The sequence below is a fragment of the Novosphingobium aquimarinum genome (assembly GCF_009746585.1).
Taxonomy (GTDB): domain Bacteria; phylum Pseudomonadota; class Alphaproteobacteria; order Sphingomonadales; family Sphingomonadaceae; genus Novosphingobium; species Novosphingobium aquimarinum.
On record NZ_WRPO01000024.1, the window covers coordinates 1 to 12,701 of the forward strand.

Annotated in this window: 17 protein-coding genes and 1 pseudogene; 17 read left to right on the plus strand and 1 reads right to left on the minus strand. The window is 67.7% G+C overall.

All coding sequences use genetic code 11. The features are described 5' to 3' along the window. From GQO94_RS17565 to GQO94_RS17590, 7 genes are all read left to right on the plus strand, one after another. Positions 1-1,915 (plus strand): strawberry notch C-terminal domain-containing protein (locus GQO94_RS17565; protein WP_232333000.1); only part of this gene is annotated, 1,915 nt, incomplete at its 5' end. After that, positions 1,915-2,955 carry a DUF7146 domain-containing protein gene (locus tag GQO94_RS17570; RefSeq protein ID WP_156842717.1) on the plus strand — a complete coding sequence of 347 codons (1,041 nt, stop codon included), beginning with the start codon at positions 1,915-1,917 and terminating at the stop codon, positions 2,953-2,955. The genes GQO94_RS17565 and GQO94_RS17570, both read left to right, overlap by 1 nt. Positions 2,956-3,252: 297 nt before the next feature. Next, positions 3,253-4,179, plus strand: coding sequence for a DUF2493 domain-containing protein (locus tag GQO94_RS17575; RefSeq protein WP_156842718.1), 927 nt, complete (start codon positions 3,253-3,255; stop codon positions 4,177-4,179). A gap of 234 nt (positions 4,180-4,413) precedes the next feature. Continuing rightward, positions 4,414-4,581, plus strand: a complete 168-nt coding sequence (locus tag GQO94_RS20850) for a hypothetical protein (protein ID WP_198046022.1) — start codon at positions 4,414-4,416, stop codon at positions 4,579-4,581. A gap of 142 nt (positions 4,582-4,723) precedes the next feature. Then, the gene (locus tag GQO94_RS17580) at positions 4,724-5,164 is read left to right on the plus strand and encodes a hypothetical protein (protein WP_156842719.1); all 441 of its coding nucleotides are present in this window, start codon (positions 4,724-4,726) and stop codon (positions 5,162-5,164) included. A 573-nt stretch (positions 5,165-5,737) separates the two neighbouring features. Next, positions 5,738-6,058: a DUF736 domain-containing protein gene (locus GQO94_RS17585; protein WP_053553340.1), complete on the plus strand. Its 321-nt coding sequence runs from the start codon at positions 5,738-5,740 to the stop codon at positions 6,056-6,058. Positions 6,059-6,241: 183 nt separating this feature from the next. Continuing rightward, a complete protein-coding gene (locus GQO94_RS17590) occupies positions 6,242-6,496 on the plus strand; it encodes a helix-turn-helix domain-containing protein (protein WP_156842720.1) in 255 nt (84 codons plus the stop codon). 100 nt (positions 6,497-6,596) lie between these two features. Here the strand turns inward: GQO94_RS17590 and GQO94_RS21525 are convergent, their stop codons facing one another. Further along, positions 6,597-6,767 (minus strand): hypothetical protein, encoded by a 171-nt coding sequence (locus GQO94_RS21525; protein WP_198046023.1) that lies wholly within the window; start codon positions 6,765-6,767, stop codon positions 6,597-6,599. Between the two features lie 192 nt (positions 6,768-6,959). Here GQO94_RS21525 and GQO94_RS17600 point away from each other — a divergent pair, with 192 nt between their 5' ends. The 10 genes and pseudogenes from GQO94_RS17600 (at position 6,960) to GQO94_RS17645 (ending at position 12,388) form a co-directional block, all read left to right on the plus strand. Beyond that, entirely contained in the window at positions 6,960-7,184 is a 225-nt protein-coding gene (locus GQO94_RS17600) for a transcriptional regulator domain-containing protein (RefSeq protein WP_156842721.1), read from the plus strand. 229 nt (positions 7,185-7,413) lie between these two features. Next, positions 7,414-7,734, plus strand: coding sequence for a DUF2285 domain-containing protein (locus GQO94_RS21095; RefSeq protein WP_232333001.1), 321 nt, complete (start codon positions 7,414-7,416; stop codon positions 7,732-7,734). Between the two features lie 139 nt (positions 7,735-7,873). Continuing rightward, the gene (locus tag GQO94_RS17610; RefSeq protein ID WP_053553337.1) at positions 7,874-8,155 is read left to right on the plus strand and encodes a helix-turn-helix transcriptional regulator; all 282 of its coding nucleotides are present in this window, start codon (positions 7,874-7,876) and stop codon (positions 8,153-8,155) included. A gap of 18 nt (positions 8,156-8,173) precedes the next feature. After that, positions 8,174-8,995, plus strand: a pseudogene (locus GQO94_RS17615) (replication initiator protein A); the annotation flags it as partial. Positions 8,996-9,300: 305 nt separating this feature from the next. Next, positions 9,301-9,954: a ParA family partition ATPase gene (gene parA / locus GQO94_RS17620; RefSeq protein ID WP_156842724.1), complete on the plus strand. Its 654-nt coding sequence runs from the start codon at positions 9,301-9,303 to the stop codon at positions 9,952-9,954. Then, entirely contained in the window at positions 9,951-10,205 is a 255-nt protein-coding gene (locus GQO94_RS17625) for a hypothetical protein (protein ID WP_156842725.1), read from the plus strand. Before parA ends, GQO94_RS17625 begins: the two co-directional genes overlap by 4 nt. After that, positions 10,202-10,723 carry a DUF2840 domain-containing protein gene (locus GQO94_RS17630; RefSeq protein WP_156842726.1) on the plus strand — a complete coding sequence of 174 codons (522 nt, stop codon included), beginning with the start codon at positions 10,202-10,204 and terminating at the stop codon, positions 10,721-10,723. The genes GQO94_RS17625 and GQO94_RS17630 overlap by 4 nt, the downstream gene beginning before the upstream one ends. Beyond that, positions 10,720-11,265: a S26 family signal peptidase gene (locus GQO94_RS17635; RefSeq protein WP_156842727.1), complete on the plus strand. Its 546-nt coding sequence runs from the start codon at positions 10,720-10,722 to the stop codon at positions 11,263-11,265. The genes GQO94_RS17630 and GQO94_RS17635 overlap by 4 nt, the downstream gene beginning before the upstream one ends. A 66-nt stretch (positions 11,266-11,331) precedes the next feature. Further along, complete coding sequence (locus GQO94_RS17640; protein WP_156842728.1) at positions 11,332-11,667, plus strand: DUF736 domain-containing protein; 336 nt, start codon at positions 11,332-11,334, stop codon at positions 11,665-11,667. A 4-nt stretch (positions 11,668-11,671) separates the two neighbouring features. Then, entirely contained in the window at positions 11,672-12,388 is a 717-nt protein-coding gene (locus GQO94_RS17645; RefSeq protein ID WP_156842729.1) for a lytic transglycosylase domain-containing protein, read from the plus strand. Positions 12,389-12,701: the final 313 nt, after the last annotated feature.

The window sequence follows — 12,701 nt, forward strand, 5'->3', positions numbered from 1 at the left end:
TTGGTTCCTTCGACTTGTTGAGGTCGAGGGAACCGTAATTATCTGGAGTGAAATCATGGAAAACCGAAGGAAACCTGCGCCTCCTGCCGCCACGCTCGACATAAACTGCGACTGCAAAGAATATGTTCTCGACTACCTCGCCCATTCCTTCCCGGTGCAGCTCTACGAGCCCTTCACCGACAGCGAGGGCAACCTCTCGTCGCGGCCGGTCTATCGCGACGGCCAGCCCGTCGAAAGCCGCGAAGCCGTCGCGCGCCGCGACGAACTGATCGCGCAGCTCGCCTCGCTGCCGCCCGTGCCCGGCGCGCTCGATCAGATCGTCCAGCATTTCGGCACGGATCTGGTGGCCGAGGTGACGGGCCGCTCGCGGCGCATCGTCCGCAAGAGCACGCCTTCGGGCGGCGACCGACTCGTCGTCGAGAACCGCGCCGCAGCCGCCAATCTCGCCGAAACCCAGGCGTTCATGGACGACAGCAAACGCATCCTGATCTTCTCGGACGCCGGCGGCACCGGCCGCAGCTATCACGCCGAGCTTTCGGCGCGGAACACCCGGCTGCGCGTCCACTATCTGCTCGAACCCGGCTGGAAAGCGGACGCCGCCATCCAGGGACTCGGCCGCACGCACCGGACCAACCAGGCGCAGCCGCCGCTGTTCCGGCCCATCGCCACGGACGTCAAGGCGGAGAAGCGCTTCCTCTCCACCATCGCCCGGCGGCTCGACACGCTGGGCGCCATCACCCGCGGCCAGCGCCAGACCGGCGGCCAGGGCCTGTTCCGCCCCGAGGACAATCTGGAAAGCCCCTACGCCCGCGATGCGCTCCGCCAGCTCTATCTCCTGCTGGTGCGCGGCAAGGTCGAAGGCTGCTCGCTCGAACGCTTCGAGTCCGCCACCGGCCTGAAGCTGGTGGACGCGAACGGCATCAAGGACGAACTGCCCCCGATCACCACCTTCCTCAATCGGCTGCTGGCCCTGACCATCGAGCTTCAGGGCATCCTGTTCACCGCCTTTGAGCAGCTTCTCACCGCCAAGATCGAGGGGGCCATAGCCGCTGGCATCTACGATGTCGGGCTGGAGACGCTGACGGCGGAAGGCTTCACCGTCACCGGCCGCCAGACCATCTATACTCATCCGGGCACGGGCGCCGAGACCCGGCTCCTCACCATCGCGCAGCGGACCCGAAACCGCCCGGTCACGCTGGACGACGCGCTCGCCCATCTCGGCGAATCCGGCGCTAGGCTGCTGGTCAACGAACGGTCGGGCCGCGCCGCGGTGCAGATCCCCGCCACCTCGGTCATGCTCGACGATGGCGAGATCGAACGCCGCGTCCGGCTGATCCGGCCGATGGAATCACACACCGTTCCGGTGAAGATGATGGGCGAGACCCATTGGACCGAGGCGGAACGGAACGACTTCGCCTCGGCCTGGAACGCCGAGGTCGCGGGCGTGCCGGCTTTCTCCGACAGCACGATCCATATCGTCGCCGGCCTGTTGCTCCCGATCTGGAAGCGGCTGCCGAACGAGTCCACCCGCGTCTATCGGCTCCAGACCGACGAGGGCGAGCGGATCGTCGGCCGCAAGGTCTCGCCCGCCTGGGCGGCCAATGCGACCACGACCGGCGCAGCCACGCTCGCGCCCGCCGACGCCTTCATGGCGCTGGTGGATGGCCGCACCATCCTCGATCTGGCCGAGGGGCTTCAGCTTCGCCGCGTCCGTGTGATGGGCGCCAACCGCATCGAACTGTCGGGCTTCACCGACACGATGCGCGAGCGGCTCACCGCCTACGGACTGTTCCACGAGATCATCTCCTGGAAGCTCAGGATGTTCGTGCCGACCGATAGCGCCGGTCCCGCAGTGCTGGAGCGCGTGCTGGGCCGCTATCCGGTCCAGCGCATCGGCGAACGCGAGGCGGCGTGATGACCCGTCTCGACGCTTCGGATCTGGCGCAGCGTCTCGGCCGGGAGGCCGAGGCGGTGTGCCGCCATTATCTCGACGCCGGCCATCGTCAGGGCAATTACTGGCAGGTCGGCGATGCGCGCAACACGCCCGGCCGCTCGATGTTCGTCCGGCTCAAGGAGACGGCGAAGGGGCCGGCGGGCAAATGGACCGACGCCGCCACCGGCGAGCATGGCGATCTGCTCGACGTGATCCGGGAGAGTTGCGGCCTCGCCGACTTCGCCGATGTCGTCGAGGAAGCCCGCAGCTTTCTCAGCCTGCCGCGTCCGAAACCCGCGCCGGCGACGAAGAAGCGACAGGGCACGCCTGCCCCGTCGGGCTCGGCCGAAGCGGCAAGGCGATTGTTCGCCATGTCGCAACCGATCATCGGCACCCCCGTAGAGACATATCTTCGCCATCGCGGCATTACGGCTTTGCACGGAACCGGAAACCTTCGCTTCCATCCACGCTGCTATTATCGGCCCGACGACCACGGCCCGACCGAAACCTGGCCGGCGATGATCGCCGCCGTCACCGATCTCAGGGGCGCGATCACCGGCGCGCATCGCACCTGGCTCGCCCCTGACGGCTCCGACAAGGCGCCGATCGAAACGCAGCGCAAGGCGATGGGCGACTTGCTCGGCCATGCCGTTCGCTTCGGGATTGCCGGCGAGGCGATGGCGGCGGGCGAAGGCATCGAAAGCGTCCTGTCGGCGCGTCAAACGATACCGCACATGGCGATGGCGGCGGCGCTATCCGCAGCCCATCTGGCCGCCATCCTGTTCCCCGAGACGCTGCGCCGACTCTATATACTGCGCGACAACGACCCGGCAGGCGACGGCGCGCGGGACAACCTGGTCGAACGGGCGAACGCGGCCGGAATCGAGGCCATCGTGCTCTCGCCGGTGCTTGAGGACTTCAACGAAGATCTCCGGCGCCTCGGGCTCGATGCGCTCCGCGCCAGCCTGCGGGTGCAGCTCGCGCCGCAGGACGTCGCCCGCTTCATGGCTCAGGCGGCTTAGCCGCCCGCGACGGACGTCACGGCTGCCGTCATCATGCCCGCCGACATGCGTCAACCATCGGAGAGGACCGCGCCTCGGCCTTCGAGAGGGCGATCGGCCCACAAACGGGCCAGGCCGGCAATGGCGGCGGCCGACTATTTTCCGGCGCGGCCCTGCGGGCCGCTTTCCATCGCGAGACAAAATAGCCGGCCTTGGCCATCAAGGCCCTCGCTTCGCTCGGACTGCCAGCCCGTCCCGCCCGTGGGCTTCGTCGCCATGAAGGCCGCGACGGTCGCGGTCCAACCGACGGAGCATCCCATGAGCGAGCACGACGACTACGAACCCGAACACGCCGCATCGCCGACCGACCAGATTGCGCAGGAGCTTCAGCTCTACGGCTACCGGCCCTCCGAAGACGAAGCCGATCCCAGGCCCGTGCCGGAAGACCGCATCATCGAAGGCGCCGTCGCCGACATCTTCGACGCCCTGATCTCCACCGTGGCCGATACGAGCCTCGATCCCGACCTCGACGATCTCCTCTGGTCCACCGTCAATACGTTCCACCGCGCCGTCGAGCGGGCCGACCGCAAACTCGACGATAACGAGCAGGCGCAAAAGCGCCTCCAGCGCGAACAGGATGGCTCGGAGGTCAAATCCGTCCAGCTCGAACGCCTGATCGACCTTGGGCAATCGCTGATCGAACGGCGCGACAGCCTGGAAGTCTTCCGCGACAGCGCCGCAGACCACTATCTTCGCGCCACCGGCTCACCCTGGTCTCAGCGCACCGGCTCGCGCGTCAACCATCGCCGCCTCACCGCCGCGATGATCGACAGCCGCGACTTCCTTGCCGCCAAGCGCCGCAGCGAAACCGAAGTGCTCGTGCCCGCAGGCCCGAAGATCGCCTTCTCCGGCGGCGACACCACCGATCACAAGCCGATCTGGGCCAAGCTCGACCAGGTCCACGCCAAGCACCCCGACATGGTGCTGATGCACGGCGGCTCCCCGAAAGGCGCCGAGAAGATCGCCGCACGTTGGGCGGAAACCCGCCAGGTGCCGCAGGTCGCCTTCAGACCCGACTGGACGAAGCACGCCAAGGCCGCACCGTTCAAGCGCAACGACGCCATGCTGGCGGTCATGCCGATCGGCATCCTCATCTTCCCCGGCACCGGCATCCAGGACAATCTCGCCGACAAGGCCCGCAAGCTCGGCATCCCGGTCTATCGGTTCGGAACCGGCGGCGCGTGAGCGCCGCCGTCTCCACGGCAGGACACCGGCTCCTGCCGCAGAGCACCACCCCCGCTTCTTTGCGCTGATCCTTGGTCAGACTGATCGCCTGACGCCATCAACCCGTGAAGGGTCGGCTACGCCTTGCGTGCCGCCGCTCCGGCTCCGCCTGCGCGGTGATTGCAGCTCTCAGTCCGACACGTCGGGCGCCTGTCAGCGGGGGGTGGTCCTCCGCTCGAAACAGGAGCCGGATCGATGTCCTTCAACGACGCCCACGCCTTCGCCTTCAGCCTCGCCACCAGCCTGATGGCGGTCATCGTCGTCTTCCGCGCCGGCGACGGCACGCTCTCGGTCACGCCCGCCAGCGAATATGACTGCGACCTCTCGCAGATCGTCCGCGAAATCGACCCCTTCGCTCCATGAAGGGGCGAAGATCATCGCCCGCGGGGCTGAAACCTTGTCGGTTTCGGCTCCCGTTCGCGTCGATATTTTGCTATGATCCCCGACGCGCTGTGGTGGTGGTGGAAGGCGCGACCGTCAGAATCGTTCTTTCGGAGACACCGCCATGATCTTTATCGGCATCATCCTTTCCATCGCGGCCATCGGCTTCTTCTGCTGGCTTCTGTTCACGCTCGCCGTCTTCGCGCTGCCCTTCTTCGCTGGCCTCACCACCGGCGGTTGGGCCTATCACACGGGCGCGGGCTGGATGGGCGCGATCCTGATCGGCGTGGTCGCGGCCGGGCTGACGCTCGGCCTCGGCCAGTTCCTGCTCGGGATTGTTCGCCCGCTCTGGGCTCGGCTGCTGATCGCGCTCGCGTTTGTCGCGCCCGCCGCACTCGCCGGCTACCACGCCACGCACGGCATCGTGAAGCACACCATGCCTTCGGAAACCTGGCAGTTGGTGTTTTCCGTCATCGGTGCGGTCGCGGTCGGCGTCACCGCGTTCGCGCGCGTTACGGGCATGGCGACCGCTGGCCCGGTCGGCCGGAGCCCCGCCGGAGCCTGACAATTCCGCAGCGGGCATCGGCGGGACAATGAAGGCGACACCACGCCATCCGCGTCGGCTTGATGGGGTGGCGATGCGGGCGATGGACCCCGGATCACGCTGAGAGCCGCAGCGCGATCATCCCATCGGAAGCGCCCGAACCGAACGCCGGTCGCGGCGCAGCGGACCAACACGGAAAGGCGGAGGGTTTCCGCCCGCGGCAGGCCCGGACAACGCAGGACCGCAAAGCCCGCCGGCAGGAGGGGCGATGCGCCGGCGAACAACCGGCAGGTCTTGGCGCCGGTTTCGAGAGGGCCGCCATCCTCTCCGCTTCTTCCCGTCACCAGCCCGCTCCAAACGGCCTCTTCAATGGCTTGATCTGGCCGAAGGCCGGCTGCGCCTCGATCGCCTATGGCGCAACAGCGGCGTCACAACTTTCTTCCCCTGCCGGCTTCGCCGTCATTCCTCGCGAGACAAGAAAGCTCCTCCTTTGCTGTCAGGCCCCTGCGGGGTGCGCCGTCGATCGCCTCCGGCCTGTCGATCGCCATCGAGGCCGCAATGGTGCGGTCTCGATAATGGAAACGGAGATTTGAAATGGCGACCATCGGCACCTTCAAGAAGACCGGCAACGAGTTCACCGGCGAAATCGTCACCCTCAGCGTCCAGGCCAAGGGCGTGCGCATCGTCCCCGACCAGCGCGCCACCGGCGAAAACGCCCCCAGCCACCGGGTTCTGGTCGGCCGCGTCGAGATCGGCGCCGCCTGGTCCAAGCGCTCCAACGAGGGCCGCGACTATCTGGGCCTCAAGCTCGACGATCCGAGCTTCAACGCCCCCATCTACGCCAACCTCTTCGACGACGAGGACGGCGACGGTTACTCGCTGATCTGGTCCCGCCCGAACCGCCGGGCGGACTGACCCACCAACAAGGCCCCGGCCGACAGGCCGGGGCCTTTGCCTTGCCCACGCGCGAATCGGTGACGCCGCCGAGGACCGGAGGAGACGGGCGACCAGGTTTCCGGCAGTCCCCGCGACGCCAAGAACGACTAAAATAGTCGTAGTTCTGGCAAGTAGTTATTGGCCGGTGGGAGGTGGTCATTCATGATCACCGCCCGACAATCACGGGCCGCACGCGCGTTGCTGGGATGGACACAGGAGACGCTCGCTGACGAGGCCCGGACATCGCTGACCGCGCTCAAGCGTCTCGAATCCGAGAACGATCTCGACGTGTATGAGTCGACGCGCGATCTCGTTCGCCGGGCGCTGGAGGCCGCGGGGATCGTCCTGCTCTCGACCGACAAGGGCGAAGGCGTGCTGTTGCTTCACGACCGCAAAGACTTGCCGCCGAAGCGTTAAGCGCCCGCCATTTGTTCAGGCGGCGCACAGAATTTCCCACGATGCTGTTAACGAACCTCGGATGAGCGATTATAGTCGCTCTATGGGACAGCCAACGCCCTCATTCCTCGACGAGCCGCCGGTCAGCCAGTCGCTCACGGCCTACGACCGTGAGCACATGGCGCTCTACATGCGTCTGATCGACTCGGCCCGCGACGGCGCCGCCTGGCAGGAAGCCGTCCAGGCCATCTTCGGCCTCGATCCCGCGCACGACCCAGAGCGTTGCCGCCATGTTCACGACTCGCACCTGGCGCGGGCGCGCTGGATGACGGAACAGGGCTACCGCGAGTTAACCCGCCCTCGGCACTGACCCGCCGCGATGCCGACTTGGCATCGCGCTTTGCCCACCGCCGAGCTTCCATCGGGCGGCCCTGTCGGGAATCCTTTCTTCCCGCACAATCACTTACGCAAAGGGAGGATCGCGATGACGCCCAATGCAGCAGGCTGGCGCTCCTCCGCCGCTTATGAGCACATCGCCGAGATGAGCCCGTCTGATCTCGCCTGGGAGTGGCTCCGGCGCAACGACGCCTATGTCGAAGACTACCGGGAGCTGAGCGAGGGAAAGACCGACATCCAGATGCTGACCGACAAGATCCGGCGCCGATGGGGGTTGCGATTTCCCCGCAGACCCGCAGGCCCCGCCATCTGAAGCCCGCATCGTCTGGCTGCCCGCGAACGATACGAGCGCCGTCTTTCTGGGGCCGGCCCCTGCGGGTCTCGCCGAGGACACCGATCCGCAACCGACCTTCGATGCCACCTACCGCATCGGAGACCATGACGAAGACATCCTTCTCTACGATCTCGGTGACGGCCAAAGTGTCCAGCTCGTCATCGAGACGGCCACGCCGGTCGACCGCCCCCTTGCCGCCATCATTCCTTTGGGTCGGGACGGATTCGATCGTGTCCAATCCCTTTGCCGTCTGCTGGCCACCCTTCACGGCCGGGCCATCCCGCCGGACACCCGGCTGACGGCGCAACAGCGCCTGCGATTGCGCCGGATGCTGCAATGCTTCGACGGCTATCGCGATGGCGCGACCCAGCGGGAAATCGCGCAGGTCATCTTCCACATCGCCCGACTCGACCGCCAGGCGTGGCAGGACGCCTCCGCCCGCCATGCCATCAAAACCCTGCTGCGGGACGCGCGCGCCATGATCGCCGGCGGCTATCGCGCCCTGCTGCGACACCGCCGGCCGGACTGATCGCGCCGACGCGATAGCCGGTGGGCGATTTTAGCCCCCCCAACTTCGCCCTGCATCGCGCCGGTCCTGCTTCGCCATCGTGGCCTTCGCTCGCCGCTGATCTCCAGCGGCCTTCACGAAGCTCACGGAGGCCCCATCCATGCGACCCGATCTCGCCGTTCTCCCGCCGCGCTTCCTGCGCACCAAGGAAGCCGCCGAGTTTCTCAGCCTGTCCGCCCGCACCCTCGAAAAGCATCGGACCTACGGCACCGGCCCGGCCTATCGCAAGCTCGGCGGCCGCGTCGTCTATGCCGTCGACGATCTCGAAGCCTGGGCCGCGCGCGGCGCCGTCACCTCGACCTCCGATCCGCGCGGTTCGATCCTTCCCGCGAAGCGTCACACGCCGGCGCCGCTCGCCCAAGCCGCCCGGCGCCCACGCTGATCGCCGACCAACCCCCGAATGGCGGCGCGGCGGCAATCCCGATCGGAGCGCGAACAGCTCGACCTGTTTCGGGCGCTCCCTGGCGAGTTCGCTGCCCGAGATGCGCAGGATCTCATGGCCTATCCCTTCTTCTCCCTCTCCAAGTCCCATCGCACCGCGCCGATCGACTTCTGCGCCGGGGGCGTGTCGATCCGCGTCGAGGCCGTGCCCGATCATGGCATGGCGACCATCTGGGACGCCGACATCCTGATCTGGGCGGCGAGCCAGATCGTCGAGGCGCGCGACGCGGGCCTGCGCACCTCGCGCCTGCTGGTCGCCACCCCCTATGAAATCCTCAGATTCATCGGCCGCGGCACGTCCTTGCGCGACTATCAGCGTCTCAAGGCCGCGCTCGACCGGCTGCAATCGACGACGATCTGCACCTCGATCCGTCAACCCGCCGAGGGCCGGCGGCATCGCTTCTCCTGGATCAACGAGTGGAAGGAGCGCACCGACCGGGACGGCAAGCCCGACGGGATCGAGCTGATCCTGCCCGACTGGTTCTACCAGGCCGTCCTCGACGATGCGCTCGTGCTGACGATCGACCGCGCCTATTTCGGCCTGACGGGCGGTCTCGACCGCTGGCTCTATCGAATTGTCCGCAAGCACGGCGGACGTCAGCGCAACGGCTGGCGTTTCGACTTCCGCCACCTCCACCAGAAATCAGGCGCGCTCTCCCCCTTCAAGCGCTTCGCCTTCGAGCTGCGCGACATCATCCGGCGCCAGCCGCTCCCCGGCTACACGCTGTTCCTCGAGATCGAGGGCGGCGGCCGCACGCTGCTCGCCTTCGAGCCACAGCCCGCCTGTGGAAAAGCTGTGGATGGCGTCGTGCCATCGGGAACCCGAGGGCGCGTGCCATCAGGAACCGGCCCCTCGTGCCAACGGGAACCCAAACAGGCCCTAACCCACGGCACGAAAAGCGAAAATCGCGCCCTTAACTTAGAGTCTAACAGAGACTCTAACCTTGAAGAGCGCGCCCGCGAGGTGGAAAACCTCGTGCGGCAGGCCACGAAGGCCCTCAGCGTCGCCGGCAAACAGCGACCCGAAGCCGCCGACACGCATCCCCTCCCGCAGCTCCCTTTCACTCCCGTTCCGCGAGGACGGCGATGATCGTCGCGCTCCTCAACCAGAAGGGCGGTGTCGGCAAGACGACGCTGGCGCTGAACCTCGCGGGCGTTTGGGCGAGCCAGGGCAGGCGCGTCACCCTGATTGACGCGGACCCGCAAGGCTCGGCGCTGGACTGGTCGCAGCAACGCAGCCGTGAGGGCCTGGCCCGCGCCTTCGGCGTCGTCGGCCTCGCCCGCGATACGCTGCACCGGGAAGCGCCGGAACTGGCCCGTGACGCCGACATGATCGTGATCGACGGGCCACCCCGCGTCGCCAGCCTGATGCGTTCGGCGCTGCTCGCCGCCGACCTGGTGCTGATCCCGGTGCAGCCATCGCCCCTCGATGGCTGGGCCTCCGCCGAGATGCTGGCGCTCATCGGCGAGGCGCGCATCTACCGGCCGGAGCTGGTCGCGCGCTTCGTGCTCAATCGTTGCGGCGCGCGCACCGTGCTCGCCCGCGAGACGGCCGCGACCCTGGCCGATCACGATCCTCCCGTCCTCGCCGCCACCATCGGCCAGCGCGTCGCCTTCGCGACCGCCGCGCAGTCCGGCCAACTCGTCTCCGAACTGGACGACGCCACGCCCGCCGCGCGCGAGATCGTGGCGCTGGCGGACGCGATCGAGCGCTTGAGCATCGGGAAGGCGGCGCGATGAACGGGCGCTCGTCCCGCAATGGCTTCGCCTCCCGGCCCGCCGATCCCGAGCGCTGGGTCAAGGCGGCCGACAATTCGCCGCGCGATGCCGGCGCCAGCGGCTACACAGCCCGGCTGACCATCGACGTGACGCCGGCGCTGCGCGGCCGGATCAAGATCGCCGCGTTCGCTCGCGGCGTCACGGTCGCCGACATGCTGCGCGGGCTGCTCGCGCGCGAATTTCCCCCGACCGCCGAAGGAGACCCATCATGACCGACGCCGCGGTTTCCCGCGCGCAGGGCGGCCCCATGCCGCGCGCGCAACTCGCCGACAGTCTCACCCATGTCGAGCTGACGCATGTCGAGAAGCGGATCGAGAACTGGATCAGGTTCGGCCATGAAGCCCATGAACAGGTGCTCGACCGCCGCCGCCGCGTCTTCTCTTTCCGGCCGGGCAGCCTCTTCGCCTTCGTGCGTTGGGCCGCCAACGACTTCGGCACGATCATCTCGCGCATCGACATCGTGCGCGCCGTCGCGCCAGGCGAAGCCTACCAGACGCTGCCCTTCGTGCGCCCCGGCGGCGACATCCTGCTGAAGATCGAGGGCTGGCCCAAGGTCGAACAGGTGCTTCGCCATATCGACGCCGTGGAAGCCCGCGGCATCGACGCCTGCGACGTGGCTCCCGATCACTGGCGTCATGTCGGCAACCGGATCGGCGCGGGCCATGAGCCGCGCGCCTACACGCTGGAGCGCCACGCGGCATGGCTCAAGCGGCGGGAGATCGGGCTATGACCCGCTTCGGCTATGTCATGACGACCTATGCCGTGACGATGGGCGTCGCCATCGCCGCCTTCGTCCCGATCGCACCGCGCCTCGTCTGGAACGCCTCGGCCAGCGCGCCGATCGGCCTCTATGACCTCGCCCCGCCGCACCCTCTGACGGTTGGCGATCTGGTCGCCGCCCTCCCGGACAAGCAGCTCTCCGACTTCATCGTCGGTCGCGGCTATATCGGCCGCAACGTGCCGCTGATGAAGCGCGTCATGGGCCTTCCCGGCCAGCAGGTCTGCCGCACCGGGGACGAAGTGACCGTCGACGCCGTGCCGCTTGGACGGGCGCTCGACCGCGACCGGCTCGGCCGTCCGCTGCCGGTCTGGCAAGGCTGCCGGCGCATCGGCGATGGGCAGGTTTTCCTGATGAACCCCGATGTCCGCGACAGCCTGGACGGCCGTTATTTCGGCCCGCTTCCGGCGCGCACCGTCATCGGCAAGGCGAGCCCACTCTACACCGACGAGGACGGCGATGGCCGCTTCGTCTGGCGCGCGACGACGCGCTGACCGCTTCCCGCCGTCGGGAGCGGTGCCCGCCGACGGCTTTCCAACACCACCGCCATGGAGACCATCATGTCGCAGATCGGCACCTTCACCCGTCAGCAGTCCGGCTTTGTCGGGCGCGTCCACACCCTCACGCTCTACTGCGAAGTCACTGTCGTCCCCGCCGAGTCCTCGGATACGGAGAACGCCCCGGACTATCGCCTCCATCAAGGCAATGACGATGGCCCGGAGATCGGCGCGGGCTGGAAGCGCACAGGCGAGCGTGCCGGCGAATACATTGCTTTCCTGATCGACGATCCGACCTTGCCGCAGCCGATCCGCGCCAATCTGTTCCGCGACGACGACGCGGGCAGCGCCTGGTCGCTGCACTGGAGCCGTCCGCAGAAGCGTGACGGAAAGGACTGACGCGATGCGGCGGACCTCACTCCTTCTCCTTGTCGGCCTGACGTGCGGTTGCGGGCTTGCGGTCCCGGTCCTGGCGCAGCCGTCGAGCATCGCCGCTTCGCCCGCCCGCGATCCTTTCGGCGAACTCATCGCAGAGGCGGCGCAGCGCTTCGCGCTTCCCGCGGCATGGATACGCGCGGTGATGAAGGCCGAGAGCAATGGCGATCCCCGCGCGGTCTCGCCCAAGGGCGCGATGGGCCTGATGCAGATCATGCCGGCGACATGGGCGGGCTTGCGTGATCGCTACCGCCTTGGCGCCGATCCTTACGATCTGCGCGACAACATCATCGCGGGTGCGGCCTATATCCGCGAGCTGTATGACCGCTATGGCTCGCCCGGCTGGATCGCCGCCTATAACGCCGGTCCTGGACGTTACGAGGACTGGCTGAAGGGCCGTCCTCTGCCGGCCGAAACACGCGCCTATGTCGCCACCGTCGCGCCGTCACTCGGCGATGGCGACGCATCCGCGCCGATCCTGATCGCCACGGCCGACCCGCTCGCCTGGACCCGCGCGCCGCTGTTCGTCGCACCGTCGGCGCGCGCAACGGCGGCCGGTCCTTCGCCGGCCGAACGCACCTCCAATGACGCTGACACGACGCCGGGCGTGCGCGATGTTTCCGCCATCGCGCCGCAGTCCAGCGGTCTGTTCGTCGCACGGGCGGACACGGAACGGCAGCCATGAGGCTCGCAATCGTGTCCGCTTGGCGGGAGGTTCCGGTGTGCAGGGGATGGGGCTGGCGACGGTCTCATCCCCCGGCAGAAGGGGCGAAACAGGCAGGAAGGCGGGAGGGCAAGATTAAAGCGGACGGCACCCTATGGGTCCGATCCGGGGGCCAAGCCCTTGTCTGCACACTGTTTGGGGCGGCACCATCGTCAGGCCGGCAGGGTGCCGCGAGCTCCGGCAAAGCCAGCATTTTCAGCCTTTGTCGCGGCACTCCTGCCCAAGATCGGCAGCTTCGTGCGGATCGCCGACCGTGAGCGACGACGACGACAGC